Origin of the sequence: Methanosarcina sp. UBA5 (assembly GCF_002505485.1) — an archaeon.
GTDB lineage: Archaea > Halobacteriota > Methanosarcinia > Methanosarcinales > Methanosarcinaceae > Methanosarcina.
On record NZ_DAVG01000019.1, the window covers coordinates 47,642 to 68,525 of the forward strand.

A 20,884-nucleotide genomic window follows, 5' to 3' on the forward strand; every position below is an offset into this window, starting at 1 on the left:
TCAAACGTCTCCAGGGGTTTTCGCTCAAGCCTTTTTTGAAAAGGCTTGATTTTCAAATACAGGTGGTCACCTTATCCCATTGGAGATGAAGACTATGTCAGCAATAAGTTTTAAACAGGTTTTCCAGAAATATCCAGACTTTCTCAATCGAAGGAATGAAGATCCTTTCTGAAGGGCAATGTGCATCTTTGATCGTTGGCCCGAAAGAAATCATTTCCATGTCCTCATGCACCGAACCTATTATTCCACACTCAAGCCCTGCGTGAATCACTTTAATTTCAGGCTCTTCTTCAAAAGTTTCGGTATAAACTTGCTTGCATTTTGAGAGCAATTCGGATTTCGGGTCGGGTTCCCAGGCAGGATATCCGGGTTCATGTTCAACCCATGCGCCTGCGAGTTTTGCGACGGCTTCCACCTTTCTACTAATTTCAGCTAGCCTGAGGTTATTTGAACTGCGCTGACTTGATACGATCATTACTTCATTTTCAGCCGTCCGTACCGTTGCAAGGTTATTTGAGGTTTCAACAAGCCCCTGAATAGTCTCCGACATCCTGTAAACCCCATGCGGCAGTCCCATAATCAGCTCTATCAGTTTCTCTTCGGTCCCAGCAGAAAAGACCCGAACACGAGACGACATTTCCTCTCTGGGGATCTTATCTTCTGCAACTTCAAAGATTATTTCTTTGTCAATTTCTTCAAGATTCAAAATAAGCTCAGGGTCGGTTTTTGAATATTCAGCCTTAAATGCCTTCCTGAGACCTGACACGGCTTCTTCGGCCTTTTCAAGTGTATCCTTATTGAGTGCAACAAAGGCTTCTGCGGTAGTGGGAATAGCATTATGGACACTGCCCCCGTTTAGCAGGACAAGCCTTATATTTTCTTCCCCAAGCTTTTCCCTGAGCCCGGCTAGTGCCAGAGAGAGTAATTGTATCCCGTTTGCGCGCTGCTTGTTGATTTCAACCCCGGAATGCCCGCCTTCCAGTCCCTCAACCGAGAGTCGGAAAAACCTGTATGCATTTTCTTTTTTAAAGTCAAGTTCTTCCCATTCAACAGGTAGTGTAATTAGTGAATTCTGCCCGCCTGCACATCCTATTACAAAAACGCCTTCCTTCTCGGAGTCAAGATTCAGAAGTATTTTTCCTTCAAAAAAGCCAGCCTCAAGTCCCCTTGCTCCTGTTAAGCCTGTTTCCTCGTCCACCGTAAAAAGCAGTTCAAGTGGTGGATGCCCGATTTCTCTTTTCTTCCCTGCTTCTGCCAGCACCAGTCCAAGTGCAAGTGCAATTCCATCATCCGCACCTATGGAAGTTCCATCTCCCCGCATCCAGTCCCTGTCGCAAATGCATCTTATAGGGTCTCTGGAAAAGTCGTGTCCGGAATCCTTACATTTCTCGCAGACCATATCCATATGCCCCTGCAGAATAAGTGTGGGAGAATTCTCATATCCAGCCGTTGCAGGGGCTTTGATAAGCATATTGTTTAAGGAATCGGCTTTTACCTCAAAACCTCTGGACCGGCTCCACTCCTGCAGCCAGATGGAAATCTGTTCTTCGTGCTTTGAACGTCTAGGGATTTTATTGATTTCTTCGAAGACTTCGAGGATCTGTTGAGTTTTAGGATGCATAGAGATCAATTTTTGTTTTTTCATGAGTTGCTAATAGGTTTGTTTTTTAAGGTTGTCATTAAGTTTGTTTTTCAGGATAGTCATTTGGGTTGTTATTAGGGAGTTATTGTTATTACTATTATCATTAGATTGTTATTAAGGCTGTTATTAGCTTAGTTTTTACAGAATCACGTATTTTTATAGTTTATTGAAAAACGTCATGTAGTTTGAATAAACTTGAATAATACCAAAATTATACTTATCCATTTCTAGTTTTTAGGATTATATTGAATTACTGTTTTGTAATTTCAGGTCAAAATTCCAAATTCCAAAGCCGGATGAATATAACATAATAATATCAGGTATTTCACACAATAAAAGTAAGATTAAGGCAATGGATGTCTTAAATTGGCTATAATCAGTTAGGAAATTGGACTGTGCGAACCAGTTACTGAAACTCGCAAAAAAGGTAATTTTCAAATCTGACAAAAAGACTACTTTCTCTATTTTTGTCAGATTTGACCGATTACTCTCATTACCCTTTATCTTTTGCTTTTTTACTTGTGTTTCATTTTAAGGATTATTTGTTTTCAGAATATATACCAGGTCTTGTATTTGTTGTTACTTTTATGAAATTTGTCTTCGTTAGAGTACTGCTACCTGCCACATTGGTTACTGTAAGTGTAACTTTATAGCTTCCTTCCTGTGAATACTCATGTTTTGGACTCTGTTCTGTTGAAGATGCTCCATCTCCAAAACTCCATTTCCATTTAGTCGGTATTCCTGTACTTTTATCAGTAAAGGGAACAGTTAATGGTGCTTTTCCCGAGGTAGGTTTCGCAGTGAATGAAGCAATCGGCTTTGTTACTACTTTTATATAATCTGTTTTTGTTGCCGTGTTACTGCCGTCAGCATTTGTTGTTGTAAGTTTAACAGTATAACTCCCTACTTTTGAATACTTATGGGTTGGATTCTGCTGGGTTGAAGTTGTTCCGTCTCCAAAGTTCCATTTCCATTTAGTCGGTGAGCCTGTGCTTTTGTCAGTAAAGGCAACAGTTAACGGTGCTTTTCCCTCGGTAGGGCTCGCAGAAAAGTTTGCGAAAGGACCTGGTGAGAGAGGAACTATGAACTGCCCAAAAGCTATTGGATTGCTTCCTACTGGTACCGTGGTTGTAACAGTATTGGTTGCTGCGTCAATAACAGAGACAGTGTTATCCCCATAATTTGCCACATATACTTTTGTTCCATCTGGTGTGACTGAAACTCCATTAGGCATACTTATACTTCCTATTGGCACCGTGGTTGTAACAGTATCGGTTGCCGTGTCTATTACAGAAACTGTATTGTCACCACTATTTGTCACATATACCTTAGTTCCAGCGGGGTTGACTGCAGCTTCAATGGGTGAACTTCCTACAGGCACCGTGGCTGTAACAGTATTTGTTTTTGTGTCAATTACAGAGACATCGTATTCATTTGTCACATATACCTTTTTTCCATCCGGTGTGACTGCAACTCCACTAGGGACACTTCCTACAGGCACTGTGGCTGTAACTGTATTTGTAGCCGTGTCAATTATAGAGACAGTGTTGCTACCCAGGTTCGCCACATATACTTTTGTTCCATCTAGTGTGACTGCAATTCCCCAAGGATAATTTCCTACATTCACAGTGGCTGTAACAGTGTTTGTAGCCGTGTCAATTACAGAGACAGTGCTGCTACCCAGGTTCGCCACATATACTTTTGTTCCGTCCGGATTGACTGCAACTCCATAAGGGCTGCTTCCTACAGTCACTGTAGCTGTAACTGTATTTGTAGCTGTGTCAATTACGGAGACAGTTCCTTCACTGGTCGCCATATATTCTTTTGTTTTCTTTATTAATGCCGGTTTTTGAACAATTGATTCTGGAAAGGCATTTTCATAACTCCCTATATTTAACTGTGTCACATATACCTTTGTTCCTGCCGGGTTGACTGCAACTCCATAAGGGCTATCTCCTACATTCACCGTTGCTTTTACAGTGTTTGTATCTGTGTCAATTATAGAGACATCCTTGCTGTTCATGTTTGTAATATATGCATACGTCCCCGTAGATGAAGCACCTTGCCCAGTAGCTGCGGATGCTGCAGATGAAACGAGAATTAAAAATAAAACCATAGCTACTGATACTAAGGCTGCTGATTGTAATTTTCTGTTAATTTTCATTATCCTACTCCATTATCTTTTGTTATTCTGAAGTTTTTAATGTAAAGTCGGTTCTTCAAAATCTAGCGTTGATTTTGCTAATAGTTGGCCGCAAAATTTTTTGCTAAATAGTAAAAAATTTTCAAAATTTAGTAAAAATATTGATATCTTGTCCTTATATAAAGCACTTTCTTAATTTATTATATTTTATTCTTAATTATTTGATTCTGAAAACAAAATAAATAATTCAATTAACATTTTGAGTTGATCTCAAAACTCGAAATTACTTTTTTAGATCTCTTGTAAGTAACTAATCGAGCTTTTGGATTTTGTACTGAAGTCGTTAATTTTACGCACGACTGAATTCCAAACTTTACAGTTTCTAAACATCAATATAAGTTGTACCACCAAAGTCTCTAACAATTAACACTTTAATTAACTTAATTAAAAATTGATTACTGAGGTTAAGCAATGTACTAGATAAATCATACTTTGAAGTTGTAATGTCAGCAGCAATACCGAAATTAAATCAGATTTTGGGATGAGCTCTTTATTATTAAAACAGTTGAAAGCTTTTTGTTGCTTTTTTTCAGTTGAATTGCAAATGCGAGCTAAGAATGCTTCAATTGTAAGGAGCCTATCCCAAAAGTAATATAATGTTGAAATTATAAATTTGCTTTTATGTTATTCTGTGAAATCGATGACGTTCTATGGAAATCCATAGAACCTTATCTTCCTCCATAGAAATCGCATACAAGAAGGCCACGCGCAAATATGAGAAAGTTAATGAACGGTATTTTTACGTTGTTATGACCGGTTGTACGTGGAAAGACATTCCCAGGAAATATGGATCTAAGTCAACAGTGCATAGATTTCATCTTTACTTGTGTGAACATGGTACCTATCAGAAGATTTTCAATGAACTCTTAAACAAAGGTTATGATTTGAAGAAAATAGGTCTCTCTCATTGCTTTACTGATACAAAGGATATTCCGGCTAAAAAAGGGGAAATATCGGCTATGATGGACACAAAAAAATAAAAGGAATAAAAATAAGCGTTTTAGTAGACTTACAGGGCCTACATCTCTCGATTATCATTGTTCCTGCAAATAAGAATGATTCTACACATTATATACCTACGCTTAAAAATTTCAATATAAAGAGGCCTGTAGGAAGGCCTGTTAATAGGCCTTCCAAAGTGACAACTGATGCAATGTATGATACAGCTAAAATTAGAAAATACAACAGGAGAAGAGGAATAGAGTCCAATATACCGGTAAATAAAAGAAACAGGAAGAAAATGAAGAGAAGAAGATCAATAAAGGTTAATAAGGAAGAATACAAAAAGAAAAGATTAGTAGAAAGGTTCTTTAGCTGGATAGAATCATGCAAGAAAGTATTTCCAATATATGAAATCAAAGAGAAATCATATTTAGGAGTTGTAATGGTAGCAGCAATAATTAGATTAAATGAACTTTTGGGATAGGCTCATCTGCTATTTTTATGATCTACTTTGCAGATTTCATATTCTAAGTTTTGAACTCAAGTGTATGTTTCTTTGAACTTAATTATTCCTTCTACTAAAGGATAGAAGAACTCTGCCGATAACACACTATTCAATACAAAAAAGATAGGAAATACACAGGTAAAATTAATGTGTATATCCTTTTATATAGATAGAACTTACACAGTTGAATTGATAAATTGACAGCATTTTGACAGCATTAAACCTTCAACAGTTTGTACTTTCAACTGTGTAAACCCTAAAAGTTTCAATTTGGTCTCTAAAAGTTTCTAAAAGTTTTTAGTATCTACCACCGCGACAATTACCTGTGCACCACCAGCAGTGCCTATATCTATCATATCTGCAGTAGCTATGCCACATTTGTATACCCTCCAGATTTTTACTTAATTAGATGCAATTGTGAATATAATTTTATGAATATCGTTTTCTTTATTGAATGTTTTTCGATTCATTCATCATTAGCAAATATTATTGGTAAATCATTCGCATATCGGGATGTCTATTTACATGTTATATGCTGATGATTTACATGCTTGAGAGTGTTTTCACAATTGCTCACACCGACTATATTCGTTACAAAATATAAATACTATAGAAATATAATTAAGAATTCTATAATTATCAGAAACTGATTTTATGTAGTCAAATTCTGCAAATCATTCATCACTGTGACATTTTATAAGGCTTCATATTTTATTAATTAACAAATAATAAAATTTTAATAAATTTATGTATCGTTTACATTAAAAGATCTGCATATGTCCAAGAATTTCCTGCAATTTGCCATAGGAATTGGCTCAAAAGAAGCTAAAACACATAGATTTTATGAAGAGCTCATCCCAAAACTTGAAATTTGCTTCTTGGGCCTTGTATTTCGAATAATCAATTAAGCTTAGGATCATGAAAACAACTTTGAAAATTTCCAACGACTAAGAATAAAGTGGCTTTTGGGATAGGCTCAGTTTTAATCTTAATAGACATTTTAAATTTTTTGTAGGAAATCTATTTATTCTCAGGCTTTGGTGGTCTCTCAATAATCAGCTGATATTTTNNGCAGGTAAGCTTAGAGAACTATACAACTTCGTAAAAATAATCATAGAAAAAATATCAACCACTTACTAATACACGGCCCAGGCTTTATATTCTTGAGAAAATCAATTATATCAATTATTTTTCGCCCTTAACGATATTTATTTAAATAGAAAGTCTTAAATTTAATTTAATTATATAATTATTTTGAATTAAAAACCATCTTTTGCTGCGAGCGATTCAACAATTATTAACGATAAGGCTAGTGCAACCAAAGAAATGGAGTCACAAGGGAAAATGAAAGCGAGAATGAAACACTTTCCTGCTAAAAACCCCAATCCTGTAATTAGCGTTGAAAAAAATGTTACTGTTCTTTACTCAAATGAGGCAGCTAAGCCTTTATTAATCGAATGGGGTGTGGAAATTGGAGAAAAACTGCCTTCTAGTATCGGAGATATTGTGCAAAGGGTACTTTACCAGAATAGACCAGAAAAAATGGAAATTAAAGTGGGAACAAAAGTATACTTGGTCACGTTTCAACCTTTACCAGAAGAAGAATCTGTAAACATTTATGGATTCGATATAAGTGACCAGAAAGTGCTTGAAGAAAAACTTCGGGAGAGTGAGGGGAAATATCGTATCGTAGCAGATAACACCTTTGACTGGGAGTTTTGGCTGGGCCCTGATGGTAGTTTCCTGTATATGTCGCCTTCTTGCGAGCGGGTCACAGGATACGCTGTATGGGAATTCATTAACAACCCTGATCTGCTCCAAGAAATAATACATTCGGACGATCGGCAGGCATTTCTCCAGTATAAGCATGATACGCCACCGAGTCGTCATGGTGATATTGAGTTTCGCATTATAACAAAAGATGGCGAAATAAGATGGATTCACCACCTATGCCAGCCTTTCTACGACGGTAAGGGATGCTACGCTGGAAGCCGGGGCAGCAATCGCGACATTACCGAGCGTAAGCAAGAAGAGCACCGGATTCGCAGATACAACTGTATTCTTGAGGGAATCAACTGGGTCTTCAGCAATGTGGTGCAGGCAAAAACAGAAGAAGAACTGGGGGAAGCATGTCTATCTGTAGCCCTGGAAGTAACCGGCAGCGAGTTTGGTTACATTATTGAAATGTGCGCTGACGGGCTACTGCACGATGTTGCAAAAAGTAAGCTGGCATGGGAACAGTGTCATATGTACGACAAGACAGGGCATATTTGTCTTCCGCATGATTATGTTGTCCATGGTTTGTATGGTAGTGTCATAATCAACGGGAAAAGCTTCTTTACCAACGATCCACAGTCACACCCCGATAGTGCCGGCTTGCCGGCTGGTCATCCACCGATAGAGTCATTTCTCACTGTGCCTCTTATCTTAGACGGAAAAATTGTAGGCTCTATTGGGGTTGGAAACCGTGAAGGTGGCTATAGCTACGAGCAACAGGAGGATCTCGAAGCTATCGCGCCGGCGGTGACGCAAGTTCTGCAGAGGAGAAAGGTTGAACAGGAGCGCAAACTGGCTGAGCAAGAATTAAAGTCGAGCGAGTTGCGGTTTAAGGCACTAGTGAAGGATCTAGAATCCGGTGTTTTTCTCATTGATGGCGAAGGTAAATTTGCAATATATAATCCCGCATTTCTGCAAATTTTCAATATCTCTGAACAAGAGCTTGAGCATATAAAGATTCAAAACCTTGGTTGGGATACATGGAATGTCGTCGATAAGGATGGAAATGCCCTGCGTTTTGAGTCTCACCCGGTACAGTACGCCAGGATTAATCGCAAACCGTTAAAGAATCAGGTTATTGGCATACGTCGTTATTCACACGAAGATTGGGTGTGGACGCTTGCAAGCGCCGAGCCGCTGTTAAATCCCGATGGTAGCATTAACATTATAATTTGCACTTTTACAGACATTACACAACTCAAGAATACAGAAGATGCCCTTAAAATAGCAAATGAAACTTTGGAGGAAAAAGTTAAAGAACGTACCATAGAGCTTGAAAAAGCTTATAGCACATTGAAAGAAAAAGAAGAACTTCTTTCTGATGCCCAAGAAATGGCTCATATTGGAAATTGGGAATGGAACTTTGTAACTGGTAAATTGCATTGGTCTGATGAAATGTATCGGATTTTTGGACTTAAGCCTCAAGAGTTTGAAGTAAGTTATGGCTTATTTTTAAGTTACTTACATCCAGATGATCAAGATTATGTCGATAATGCCGTTAAAGGAGCTTTAAGCGGAAAAAACTTTAGTACTGATCATAGAATAATTCTAGCCAATGGGGAAAAGCGCATAGCCCATTCTAAAGGTGAAACTGTTTTCGATAAGGACAATAATCCTGTTCGGTTTAGAGGAACAACGCAAGATATAACAGATCTTAGAATCATTGAAGAGAGAATTGAGACCTTGGCGAATATTGTGGAATCATCACTAGACGCTGTAGGAACTTTATCACTTGATGGCATTATTACCAGCTGGAATAAAGGAGCAGAGCAGGTTTATGGTTATTCCTCGGAAGAAATTCTCGGAAAACATGCATCCATTCTGGCTCCATCCAATTTGGATAAAGAAACTCTAAAACTAATTGAAGATATCAAGCAGGGAAAAGAGATCCAACGTTATGAGACTTTAAGGTTAAGAAAGGACGGAAAGCCAATAAATATTTCAATAACTCTTTCTCCGGTTTTTGATACTAATGGAAAGCTGTCAGCTGTCTCGTTCATTTCCAGAAATATAACTGAACGCAAAAAAGCTGAAGAAGCTCTAAGGAATTTCGAAATTGCCCGTAAGAAGGAATTACATCACAGGATCAAGAATAATCTTCAGGTTATCTCCTCACTTCTGGATCTTCAGGCTGATTTGTTTAAGGGCAGAAAGAATATCACAGATTTAGAAGTATTGAAAGCTTTTAAAGAAAGCATTGACAGAGTTCTTTCGATTGCTCTTATACATGAGGAATTGTATAAAGGTAAAAATATTGATTTACTTAACTTTTCGCAATACATAAAGGAATTAGCTAATAATCTCCTCCTAACATACAGTCTCAAGACAGATGTTAGTTTAAATTTCGATCTGGAAGAGAATATTTTCTTAGATATGGATACTGCTATTCCATTAGGGATAGCTATCAACGAAATTGTTTCAAACTCCTTTAAATATGCATTTTCCGGCAGGGATAAAGGAGAAATAAGAATCAGACTTCACAGAGAGGGAAATGGAGAAATCAAGAGCGAGAAATTTGCGAGTACTGCTTATGTTCTATCCGTCTCAGACAACGGCATTGGTATACCCGAAGACCTTAACATTGAAGACCTTGATAGTTTGGGGCTTCAGCTTGTAACTTCTCTTGTCGACCAGTTAGATGGAGAACTTGAACTGAAAGGAAATAATGGAACTGAGTTTACTATGAAATTCACAGTGGCAGAGAAAAGTAGCCAGGCGTCAGTACCAGAAGTACAACAATCAATTGAATAATATCATTTTAACAGAAAGTGAGAAGAGATTAAAAATGGGGCGTTATTTGACGCCCTATATATAAAATTTAAAAGATGGCTTTCCTATATCCGAAATTAAAGGATACATATAAAGACCTAAAGACTTTATCAGGGGTGCGACATCATTTTTTCTCTTTGCGAAGCCATTACATTTTGTGTCCGCTCAGCTAACTGACGTTTAAACTGTTTAATATTTTTCGCCTGATCTCGTTTAGCCAATTCACTGCTCGCTTTGCTGACAACCTCTTTACTAGGCACGTCAGCTTCATTCATCTTCCACTGGAACTTGAAGCTGGCCCATTCGTCTGACAGTTCACCGAGCCGCTTGTATTCCATATTTGAAGGCATTAGATCAAGCTGCTCATCGATTACTTTATTTACATAATTTTTATTCGGCTCGAAAACGACCAGAGGTTCGATAACATCAGCCTTTACGACATCACTTATATCCCGACCTTCATATTTTTCAAGGAGGCGGGCACAGTTCTCGAAGTGTGAAATCTCCATTTTCGCAAAATCTTCCCAGATCGCTTTTATCCTTGGATCGGTTTCTGTCTGTGCGCAGGAGAAATAAATATAGGCTTCACAGAGCTGCATGTGTGCGGACTTTTCGAGCATTGTTTCGCGCGGGTCACCGAGCAGCCCGTACAGAGTCACGTGCTCTTCTTCAACGTCAGCAATTTCGGAGTAGAGCTGTCTTGCAAGTTCGTCAGAATACATGTTCCCTTGAGTTTTATAGAAAAGCTCGGTTTGCTGCTCGCCTGCAACAATGGTGAGATAATTCATCTTGGTTTTTATATCAGCCGTGTCTTTATCGTAATGCTTGCGCATGGTCTCGTCAGGGTGACGGTGATGGGCAACCGTTGGTCTTGCAGCTTTTACCTCGGTCTTACCTTGGACAATAGAGTCATAGTTGCCACCTTCCAGATAATCATAAAGGCAACTGTAGCGGTAAAGGTGGTCGAAGTCTTCAAGCAGGGCGAAGTCCAGTGTTTGCTTTACATATGGATCGGGTTCGTTTTTGGCAAGGTTTGAAGTGAGATCAACCGCTACCTGTTCATAGCCAAGTGTGGTCTCTATAACACTCTGATTAGCCGGATTTAACCAATCGACCGTCTGCTGCATGGAATCTACACGCCTCATCATTGCCATCTGGCGCTTAATTTCCGGATCGACAGTCATTCGTTCAATAGCATGGGACATGAGGATAGAAGCATTCTCAATCCCATTCATCAGGATTACCCGGGTCCGGGTATATGCATCGACAGATTTCTTGTTGTACGGAGGCTTGACGATCTCCTTCCAGTTCATAAACTGCTCTTCTATTGGAATACTATCCATTTCAAAAGGTTTGAATTGTACCATGAATGTTTCCCCCATATTTTACCAGCTCTGGCCCTCTGCGCATTCTCAGAACCGGGCATAACTCCAGCTTCCGGATACAGGATTCCACAAAGAGCAAGGTCGTTCCCTTTTGCCGTAATTTTTTCTCAGCAGAGCCACATATCTGCAATATTTCCCGCCTTAAGCTCCAATGTCCCTGGCTGTAGGCAAGGTGACTGGCATTTAGCTGGCTTTTTTTAGATTAATTGGATATATCTATAAACCCGACATATATAAAAATCAATCATATTAGTTTCAACATGAGTAGGCTGGTTTCAATATAAAAGTAGTAGTTCAAACAACCGAAAGTCGCGAAATTAATAAGATAATATAATAAAGAAAGGCATATAATAGTAATTATTAATTTCAACTTAAGTAAAGATACACGACGTTAATTTCTTAGACCCAGCTTATAACATCGATTTTCGGTCTGACGGTTTGAACTTCGAAAAGCTTGATAAATCAGGAGACAGGGTCAAAAATTTTAGGCAAAGGGGGCAGATTTAGCATGCCGGATACATTGGATATGTTGATTTTCTGGGCTGTAGTTATGTTACGTTTCTTTATACCGCTCGCAATTCCAAGATATCCTCTGCCCGCAGTAATCGCTTCTCTAATTCTCGATACCGTAGACCAGACAATCTTCCAGCTATTTACGAGCCTTCCCCTTGAAGGCTACCAGAGCTATGATAAGGCCCTTGACAATTATTACCTGGCCATAGCATATCTTTCAACTATGCGGAACTGGTCAAATCTCTTTGCCTTTAAGATAAGCCGCTTCCTTTTCTATTACAGGCTGGTTGGTGCAGCTCTTTTCGAGCTAACACATCTGCGGGAGCTGTTGTTTATTTTTCCCAATACTTTTGAGTATTTCTTTATTTTCTACGAAGCAGTACGCCTGAAATGGAACCCGATTCTGCTCACAAAGAGCAAACTGATCACTGCTACAGCCCTTATCTGGATCTTCATCAAACTGCCGCAGGAATACTGGATCCACATCGCTCAGCTGGACACTACCGACTGGATCCGGGCAAACCCTTCAAACGCATTGATTCTTATCGGCTGGGCTTTATTCCTGCTTGGCATGGCATGGGCGCTACTGCGAGACATGCCACCGATGAGAACTGGCTTCTCAGTTGCAGCTGATCCTGTACCTGCAATCCAGAAAGATATTTCCGGACAGAGAGTTGAAATCAGTCCTTCGGTGCTTAATTCCTCAAAACGTTTTTTTGATAATGCCCTTATTGAAAAAATAGTGCTGGTATCCCTCCTAAGCATAATTTTTGCCCAGATTCTTCCCGAGGTACGTTCAACCAACCTCCAGCTAGCAATAGGTATGGCTATTATCATAATAATTAACACTGCATTGAGCCACTGGCTTGCCATGCGTGGGACTCACTGGAAGTCTATAATCCGGGAATTCATAGTAATGACCATAGTGAACTTCGGCATCGTACTTGCATTCGATTTCCTGCTGCCCAGATACAACGGCTCGATCAACCTTTTTAACACGCTCTTTTTCGTCCTCCTCCTTACCCTGAACGTAACGCTCTATGACAGGTATCGGGCAGTGCAGATCAGGAACCATCAGGGACCAAACAAAAGCAGTTGATTCTTGAGGATAAAACATTTGGTCATGTCCGTGAGTCATTGGTTAATTCAGAAAAAGCAAGTATGTTCCTAACATTTTGATTAAACATAGGGATATCCGTATGCTTATGGTTTTCAATAACTCACGTCTACTACTGAATTTCATTTTTAGTAAATATACTTACCCAATTTCCATCACTTTTGGCAACCTATATATGTTAATTCTGTGATGTGAAGTAAAAACAAGTTCAAAAGAAGATGTGAATATGGCAGGCAATAATAACGAAACTGAAAACAGGTTATGGGACGTAGCTAATGAACTTCGAGCTAATTCCGGCTTGAAAGCCTCGGAATATTCTGTGCCTGTACTCGGATTAATTTTTCTAAGGTACTCCGAATTCAAATTCGCCAATGCAGAACAGGAATTGAAGCTGGAGCTGGAAAACAACTTGTCCAGCAGACGAAGGAAAAAAGAAATCTCAAAAGTTGATTTCCAGGCAAAAGGAGTCCTGTACCTTCCGGAAAAAGCCAGATATTCTTATCTGCTGGACCTGCCAGAAAGCGAAAACATAGGGAAGGCCGTAAATGACGCGATGGAAGCAATTGAAGCCGAAAATCCCGAACTGACCGACACCCTGCCAAGAAATTACACATCTTTTGAAAACGACCTGCTTGTTGCCCTTTTAAAAGCCTTCAAACTACCCCCGGAAATCAAAGGCGATGCTTTCGGCAAAATCTACGAATACTTCCTCGGCAAATTCGCAATGGCCGAAGGCCAGAAAGGCGGGGAATTCTTCACCCCTACATCTCTTGTCAGGCTGATTGTGGAAATTATCGAGCCCTACCACGGAAGAATCCTTGACCCTGCCTGCGGGTCAGGCGGCATGTTCGTCCAGAGTGCCCATTTCGTAGAAAACCAACATCGAGAAGCCAGTTCCGAGATTTCAATCTACGGCCAGGAAAAGGTAGCCGATACTGTCCGGCTCTGTAAAATGAACCTCGCAGTCCACGGCCTCTCAGGGGACATTAAAGAAGGCAACACCTATTACGAAGACATTCACAACTCAGTCGGAACCTTCGATTTCGTGATGGCAAATCCACCATTCAACGTGAAAAAAGTCGATTTTGAAAAAGTCAAAGGCGACAAAAGAGTACCTCTCGGCACCCCGTCTACTGATAACGCAAATTACCTATGGATACAGCACTTCTGGTCAGCCCTGAATGAAAAAGGCAGGGCCGGTTTTGTGATGGCAAATTCCGCATCGGACGCCAGGGGCACAGAAGCCGAAATCCGCAAGCAGCTTATTGAAAGCAATGCATTTGACGTGATGGTCTCAATCGGCTCAAACTTTTTCTACACCGTCACCCTGCCCTGCACCCTCTGGTTCCTGGACAAAGGCAAAGCCAGCACATCACGAAAAGATAAGATCCTCTTCATTGATGCGCGGGAAATTTTCACGCAGGTCGACCGGGCGCACAGGGAATTTACCGGCGAGCAGATAGAAAAGCTCGCTGGAATCGTAAGGAGCTACCGCAAAAAGGAAGGAAGCGAACCTTATGAGGACGTTAAGGGGCTGTGTAAGGTTGCAACGCTTGACGAGGTCAGGGAGCAGGGATATTCTCTGAATCCGGGGCGGTATGTCGGGGTTGCCGAAGCCGTTGAAGAGGATTTTGATTTCACTGAAAGGCTGCAAGAGTTGAATGAGGAGCTTGAGGGGCTTAATTTTGAAGCAAGAGAGCTGGAAGAAGAGATTGGTGAAAATGTGACTAGACTTTTGGAGGTAGTACTTAATGAAAAGTAATTCCTGGCCAGAAGTATTACTTGGAGATCACGTAGATTTTTTAACTGGATTCCCTTTTAAAAGTGCAAAGTACATCGATGATCCAACTGGAATACGTCTATTACGTGGTGACAATGTAGTTCAAGGAGCATTGAGATGGGAAAATTGTAAGAGATGGACTTCTTCAGAGATTGAACAGTTTTCAAAATATTCTCTTGAATATAATGATGTTGTTTTAGCAATGGATCGTCCTTGGATTGAAGCAGGATTAAAATGGGCTTATATAAAAGGGAGTGATTTGCCTTGCTTGCTTGTTCAACGAGTGTCGCGTCTCCGTGGAAAGAATGGACTTTTAACAAATTTTATTAGGTACATCATTTCTGATATTAACTTCACAAATTATGTGAAGTCAGTAATAACTGGTATAAACATTCCTCACATCAGTGGTCCACAAATACAAGCATATCAGTTTCGCCTACCGCCTATAAAGACTCAACAAAAAATCGCTTCCATTCTCTCTAACTATGACGACCTAATTGAAAACAACACCCGGCGAATAGAAATCCTTGAACAAATGGCAAAGCTGGTTTACGAAGAATGGTTCGTTAAATTCAGGTTTCCAGGGCACGAAAAAGTAAAAATGGGATCTTCGGAATTGGGGGAGATTCCGGAAGGTTGGGAAGTAGAAAAATTATCTGAACTGGTCAAAACACAATATGGATATACAGAAAGTGCAACCGAAGAAGAAATTGGCCCAAAGTTTTTGAGGGGTAAAGATATCAATAAACAGTCATACATTTCCTGGGACGAAGTGCCTTTTTGTTCGATTTCTCCTGAAGTTTTAGATAAATATCTCTTAAAGAAAGGAGATATTGTTGTTATAAGAATGGCCGATCCCGGTAAAGTTGGAATTGTTGAAACAGAAGTTAATGCTGTATTTGCTTCTTACTTGATAAGACTGGAAATAATTAAAAATATCAAGCCTTATTATTTGTTTTACTTTTTACAGTCAGACAAATTTCAAAATTATGTAACCGCTGCATCGACAGGGACTACCAGAAAAAGTGCCAGTGCAGGTGTAATTACTAACATTGACTTAATAATTCCACCTGAATACTTATTAACATTATTTGAAGATAAAATTGGACTTCTTAGAAAGCAATTGAATATATTAATTAACAAAAACCAAAATCTCCGCAAGACCCGCGACCTTCTTCTCCCAAAACTCATTTCAGGAGAAATCGACGTTTCGGATCTGGATATTCATATCAGGGATGAGCTTGAAGTATCCCAAATTCAAAAAACCGAAAATAAATCTGAGAGCATAACTTCTTTTTAAATACTCTTTCTCAATTTTTTACTTATCTTGTAAGCACAGAGAATCGGTTCCAGGATATTCTTTGTGCTCTTATTTTTGGCAAGAAATAATGTAACTCTTCACCTGAATGATTTTTGATTTCAAATCAACGTAGTTTTTAGAAATTCAAGCTCAGAAAAATAATATAAATCAATATAATTTAAATAGTTGAGAAGTCTTAACAGGATATAGAATTTTGGAAAAGCCAGGGGAAAAATCTAAGTCGTGTTAAGAATGGTTGCCGAGATAAAAAGTAACGACGAATTCGTGAGAAACGATGCTTTAAAAGGGGAAGATGACTCGGATTCTGGAGATTACAGTGAAGGTACCCTCGTAGAAAAGTCTGCAATCCGAGAGTTTCAAAAACTGGGGTATACTTCCTTAAATTGCTTCCATGAAAAGTTCGGGCTTGACGGGAAAGGGACTCTCGGAAGGAAAACAAAATCCGAAGTATTGATTTTCAGGAAGCTGAGAGAAGCAATCAAAAAACTCAATCCTGATATTTGCCCCGAAGCTGAAAAGTATGCAATCCAGGAACTGGCAAAGGATAGGAGCAGACTAAGTCCTGTAAAGGCGAATCAGGAAGTTTATTCGCTAATTAAAAACGGGGTCAAGGTCAAAGTCAGGAACGAAAAAGGAGAAATTGAAGACCAGACCGTAAAAATCCTTGATTTTGACAATCCCGAAAATAACAACTTCTTTTTAGCTTCCCAGTTCTGGATTATGGGAGAAGTGGAACCCAGGCGGACCGACCTCCTGGGATTTGTAAACGGGATTCCTTTAATCTTTTTTGAGCTAAAAGCGACTGCCAGAAGGGTCAAAGAGGCTTTTGACGATAATCTTACGGACTATAAAGAAACAATTCCACAGCTTTTCTGGTACAATGCGTTTATAATCCTTTCCAATGGTAGAGAGTCAAAAATCGGCACCGTTACAAGCGGGTTTGAGCATTTTGGGGAATGGAAAAGGGTTGAATATGAAAACGAAACCGGAGATACCCTGCTGGATACAATGATAAGGGGAACCTGCGAAAAGGGCCGCTTCCTTGATATTCTGGAAAACTTCACACTTTTTTCAAGCAGCGAAGGGCATTCGGTCAAAATTATTGCTAAAAATCACCAGTATCTTGGGGTTAATAATGCCATAGATTCCTTCAAAAGACGCAAAGAGAATGAAGGGAAAATCGGGGTCTTCTGGCACACTCAGGGTTCGGAAAAAAGCTATTCCATGATCTTTTTTGCTCAAAAAATCCTGCGAAAATTTCCTGGCAACTATACCTTTGTAGTCGTAACCGACAGAGATGAACTGGATGAGCAGATCTACCAGAACTTCCAGAATGCTGGCGCAATAAGCGAAATACGCGTGCAGGCTAAAAGCGGGGAGCATCTGAGGCAGTTGCTAAGGGAAGACCACAGGCTTGTTTTTACCCTGATCCACAAATTCGGGACTAACAAAGGAGTGAAACATCCTCTTCTTTCGGATAGGGATGACATTATAGTAATTGCAGACGAAGCACACAGGACTCAGTACGACACTCTGGCTCAGAACATGAGAGATGCCCTTCCGAATGCGAGTTTCATAGGTTTTACAGGTACGCCTTTAATGGCTGGTGAAGAAAAGACAAAAGACACATTCGGGGATTACGTGAGCATCTATAACTTCATACAATCGATAGAAGATGGGGCAACCGTCCCTCTCTATTATGAAAATCGCGTGCCTGAAGTTCAGTTGCATAACGAGAGCCTCAATGACGATATTTACAGAGAAATCGAAAAAGCAGGTCTGAATGATGAAGAAGAATCCAAACTTGCTACCGACTTTGCAAAAGAATACCAGATAATCGTAAGGGAAGACCGTCTGGAAACGATTGCCGAAGACATTGTAAAGCATTATACTACGCGTGGTTACGCCGGAAAAGCCCTTGTCGTATCCATTGATAAGCTTACAACGGTCAGGATGTACGATAAAATCCAGAAATACTGGAAAATGCATATTAACGAACTCAAGGAAAAAAGAAAAGAAATAACTGAAGGCGAGAAAGCTATAGATCTGGAAAGACAGATTTTTGAACTTGAAAGCACGGATATGGCAGTCGTTATCAGCGAAGGGCAGAATGAGGTAAAGAAATTTGAGGAAAACGGGCTGAATATAAGGCCACACAGGAAAAGAATGGCTGCGGAAAATCTTGAAGAAATTTTCAAAGATTCAAAGAGTAAGCTCAAAATTGTTTTCGTGTGCAGTAAATGGAGAGAAGGCTTCGATGTTCCCTCGCTTTCAACGATTTACCTTGACAGGCCCATGAAAGACCACAGCCTCATGCAAACAATTGCTAGGGCAAACAGGGTCTTTGGGGATAAAACAGGAGGCTTCATTGTTGACTATGTTGGTATTTTTAGAAATCTTGAACAGGCCCTCAAGATTTATGCAACGCCCAGATCCGGCGGATTTGAAATACCGATCAAGCCAAAAGAAAAACTTGTGGAAGGCCTCGAACAGAAGCTCAAAAAGATAAATAAATTCCTTTCTGACCTTTCGGTAAATTCTGACAAAATAATTAAGACTAAGTCGGGTTTTGAAAAAATAAAGCTCTTGAAAGATGCAACTGACGCTATTCTCATAAACGAGTCAACAAAAAAGAAATTTTTAACCGAGGCCGGAACTGCTCTCAAAATATACAAGTCCATACTTCCCCACAAACGGGCTTCAGAGTTTTTTCCGCAGGTAACTCTTTACGAGGAACTGATAAACGAAATCCGTTCTCTTGATCCCGAAGTTGATATCTCAAGAGTAATGGATGGCATACAGCGACTCCTTGATAAATCGATTAAACCCAGAGAATATATCATTGAGGAGTCAAAAAAGGGCAGGATAATTGCTCTTAGAGACATCGACTTTGATGCTCTGGCCTATAGATTCGATGAGCAGCATAAGAACACTGAGTTTGAATGGCTGAAAAATCTTCTCTCTTACAAACTAAAAGAAATGGTTAAAATGAATAACAGTCGCCTTGATTTTCAGAAGAGTTTTGAAAAACTAATAGAAACTTATAATTCAGGTTCTGCTAACGTAGATCATCCTTACAAAGAACTGATCGAATTTGCTAAAAAGCTGAAAAAAGAAGATGAGAGAGCAATAACGGAAAATTTAACTGAAGAAGAACTCTCACTCTTTGACAAATTGAAAAAGCCTGATCTAACTGAAAAAGATAAAAACCAGGTAAAGCAGGTTGCAAGAGATCTGCTTTCTACACTAAAAGCTGAGAAACTCGTTCTTGACTGGCGGAAAAAACAACAGGCAATCGCGACAGTTAAAAAGGAAATTGAAGATGAGCTTGATAGGGGACTGCCCGAATCATATGATCCCAGAACCTATGACGAGAAGTGCAATACAGTCTTTCAACATATTTATGATTCTTATGCTGGTGATAGCCACAGTATCTACGAAGCAGTAGCTTGAGAAAGAATTCCGAATTCTTGTAATCACAGCCAGGTACAAATATAATCCAAGCGCGAAATACATATGAAAACATGCTCGAAACCGAGCTTATAAGGAAATATCTGATGACCTGTTTTTCCTGAAGAAAAGATTCTTGAAACCTAAGAGAGTCCTGCTGAGCAAAGTAAGTGAAATCCTCGATGACCCTTATCGCTCCAAACCATAGGTATGATTGAAAGGTTTGAGGCTAGTTCATATTAATAAGTCATTTGTTTTTATTTTTGAAATTATTGAACTGGAGAATGAGATTATTTTCTTGGACTCTGCGCATCGATGTGACACAATTCGAGTTTTAAAAACGAAAAAGAGAGTTTCTCTACGGGAATTATAATGATAAACTAATTTTTAAACAGACAAAAAAATTTAAATATGACTAGCGGATTATATAAGCACATGGAAATACAGTTCAAAAAAGATTTAATCGAAGCAATTTGTTGTCTTATTCTCTGGATTATTGTAAGAAATTACATAAACGCCTATGCACCTTAACTTGGGGATCTAAAAATAAATTAAAAATATATTTAAATGAAATTTGAGCTTTCCAAAAGCTGCATGAAAAAATTTTTTGATTTAACTATCAGATTTGCAGACGCTACAGGGGGAGATATACAACAAACAATTCTTTATATTTAAAATCCTATTTATTTACAATGGCTGCTTCCTGGTCTCGATCCAGAACCCTTGGGACAAAGCAGAAAGTATTTTCCTGGCGGATAGACAGTCGAGGAAACATTTTCATCAAAAGGAAGTTCAGAAAGAATCGTTTTCCCAGAATTGATAAGATTAGCTGCCGCCATCTGGACAGTCTCTGTGAGTTCATGCAGGATAGAGAATGGAAAGACCTTGCAAATAACGCTTCAAAATTATGCATGGGCACAGAAAAGGACGGAATTGGGAGATTCTTGTATAAACTCCGGCCAGACGTCTCTTATGCTCAGCTTTCAAGCCAGTTAGGAGTCATCTTTTACCAGGCTGGAGTCTGGGAATGGAATGAGCAAAAAAGGGGAATGAAGTTCCTGCTTCTTTCGGAAAATTGGCAGGAAAAAACAACAGAGTATTATAGAGATTCGCTAAGTACAGAAAATGAATCCGCTTTTTTTGATAACTTTCTGGAGCCTGTTCTTGAGCCCGGAGAAAAAGAAAAAACTAAAAAACAACAAAAACACGAAGGGCAACTTGAAACAATTCAGAAAATCGAGCAGATGAAACTTTCGGCTTTTCTTCGGGATTAAAAAAAAATAGAAAATTCAGAAATGAGAAACTCACGGAAAAATCTAAAAAAGAAACTCAGGACAGAAAGAGTTAAGAAAAAAAGAATTTAGAAATTAAAAATTGGCTCTGTAAAAATTCTAAATTGACCAGTTATTATAAAACGGGTTTTATATAAATAGCTTCTTCCACTTTTTACCACAAAAATGTAGGAGCACCTAAAATAAGTG

Annotated in this window: 11 protein-coding genes; 8 read left to right on the forward strand and 3 right to left on the reverse strand. The window is 39.2% G+C overall.

What is annotated here, in order from left to right; translation table 11 throughout:
- Window positions 1-97 precede the first annotated feature (97 nt).
- Both BP621_RS01980 and BP621_RS01985 read right to left on the reverse strand, forming a co-directional pair.
- Window positions 98-1,621, reverse strand: a complete 1,524-nt coding sequence (locus BP621_RS01980) for an aminoacyl-histidine dipeptidase (protein WP_292387682.1) — start codon at window positions 1,619-1,621, stop codon at window positions 98-100.
- 559 nt (window positions 1,622-2,180) lie between these two features.
- Window positions 2,181-3,806: a PKD domain-containing protein gene (locus BP621_RS01985; RefSeq protein ID WP_292387683.1), complete on the reverse strand. Its 1,626-nt coding sequence runs from the start codon at window positions 3,804-3,806 to the stop codon at window positions 2,181-2,183.
- A 689-nt stretch (window positions 3,807-4,495) separates the two neighbouring features.
- On the opposite strand from BP621_RS01985, the gene BP621_RS01990 reads away from it, so the two are divergent.
- From BP621_RS01990 to BP621_RS02000, 3 genes are all read left to right on the forward strand, one after another.
- The gene (locus tag BP621_RS01990) at window positions 4,496-4,825 is read left to right on the forward strand and encodes a transposase (protein WP_292387684.1); all 330 of its coding nucleotides are present in this window, start codon (window positions 4,496-4,498) and stop codon (window positions 4,823-4,825) included.
- Between the two features lie 11 nt (window positions 4,826-4,836).
- Complete coding sequence (locus BP621_RS01995; protein ID WP_292387696.1) at window positions 4,837-5,271, forward strand: transposase; 435 nt, start codon at window positions 4,837-4,839, stop codon at window positions 5,269-5,271.
- Between the two features lie 1,365 nt (window positions 5,272-6,636).
- The gene (locus BP621_RS02000) at window positions 6,637-9,819 is read left to right on the forward strand and encodes a PAS domain S-box protein (protein ID WP_292387686.1); all 3,183 of its coding nucleotides are present in this window, start codon (window positions 6,637-6,639) and stop codon (window positions 9,817-9,819) included.
- Window positions 9,820-9,947: 128 nt separating this feature from the next.
- Here BP621_RS02000 and BP621_RS02005 read toward each other — a convergent pair whose 3' ends face one another.
- A complete protein-coding gene (locus BP621_RS02005; protein WP_292387687.1) occupies window positions 9,948-11,204 on the reverse strand; it encodes a hypothetical protein in 1,257 nt (418 codons plus the stop codon).
- Between the two features lie 526 nt (window positions 11,205-11,730).
- Between BP621_RS02005 and BP621_RS02010 the strand changes: the two genes are divergently transcribed.
- The 5 genes from BP621_RS02010 to BP621_RS02030 all read left to right on the forward strand — a co-directional run bounded on the left by BP621_RS02010 (window position 11,731) and on the right by BP621_RS02030 (window position 20,677).
- Complete coding sequence (locus tag BP621_RS02010; RefSeq protein WP_292387688.1) at window positions 11,731-12,834, forward strand: hypothetical protein; 1,104 nt, start codon at window positions 11,731-11,733, stop codon at window positions 12,832-12,834.
- Window positions 12,835-13,078: 244 nt separating this feature from the next.
- The gene (locus BP621_RS02015; RefSeq protein ID WP_292387690.1) at window positions 13,079-14,614 is read left to right on the forward strand and encodes a type I restriction-modification system subunit M; all 1,536 of its coding nucleotides are present in this window, start codon (window positions 13,079-13,081) and stop codon (window positions 14,612-14,614) included.
- Window positions 14,604-15,932, forward strand: coding sequence for a restriction endonuclease subunit S (locus BP621_RS02020; protein WP_292387691.1), 1,329 nt, complete (start codon window positions 14,604-14,606; stop codon window positions 15,930-15,932). The genes BP621_RS02015 and BP621_RS02020 overlap by 11 nt, the downstream gene beginning before the upstream one ends.
- Window positions 15,933-16,184: 252 nt before the next feature.
- Entirely contained in the window at window positions 16,185-19,406 is a 3,222-nt protein-coding gene (locus BP621_RS02025) for a type I restriction endonuclease subunit R (protein ID WP_292387697.1), read from the forward strand.
- 689 nt (window positions 19,407-20,095) lie between these two features.
- A complete protein-coding gene (locus BP621_RS02030; protein WP_292387693.1) occupies window positions 20,096-20,677 on the forward strand; it encodes a hypothetical protein in 582 nt (193 codons plus the stop codon).
- Window positions 20,678-20,884 lie beyond the last annotated feature (207 nt).

Excerpts from the sequence above, each read along its gene's own strand:
- BP621_RS02000 (WP_292387686.1), top strand. The coding sequence starts at position 6,637 with ATGAAAGCGAGAATGAAACACTTTCCTGCTAAAAACCCCAATCCTGTA.
- BP621_RS02005 (WP_292387687.1), bottom strand. The coding sequence starts at position 11,204 with ATGGTACAATTCAAACCTTTTGAAATGGATAGTATTCCAATAGAAGAG.
- BP621_RS02025 (WP_292387697.1), top strand. The coding sequence starts at position 16,185 with ATGGTTGCCGAGATAAAAAGTAACGACGAATTCGTGAGAAACGATGCT.
- BP621_RS02020 (WP_292387691.1), top strand. The coding sequence starts at position 14,604 with ATGAAAAGTAATTCCTGGCCAGAAGTATTACTTGGAGATCACGTAGAT.
- BP621_RS01980 (WP_292387682.1), bottom strand. The coding sequence starts at position 1,621 with ATGCATCCTAAAACTCAACAGATCCTCGAAGTCTTCGAAGAAATCAAT.
- BP621_RS01990 (WP_292387684.1), top strand. The coding sequence starts at position 4,496 with ATGGAAATCCATAGAACCTTATCTTCCTCCATAGAAATCGCATACAAG.
- BP621_RS02015 (WP_292387690.1), top strand. The coding sequence starts at position 13,079 with ATGGCAGGCAATAATAACGAAACTGAAAACAGGTTATGGGACGTAGCT.
- BP621_RS02030 (WP_292387693.1), top strand. The coding sequence starts at position 20,096 with ATGGCTGCTTCCTGGTCTCGATCCAGAACCCTTGGGACAAAGCAGAAA.
- BP621_RS02010 (WP_292387688.1), top strand. The coding sequence starts at position 11,731 with ATGCCGGATACATTGGATATGTTGATTTTCTGGGCTGTAGTTATGTTA.
- BP621_RS01985 (WP_292387683.1), bottom strand. The coding sequence starts at position 3,806 with ATGAAAATTAACAGAAAATTACAATCAGCAGCCTTAGTATCAGTAGCT.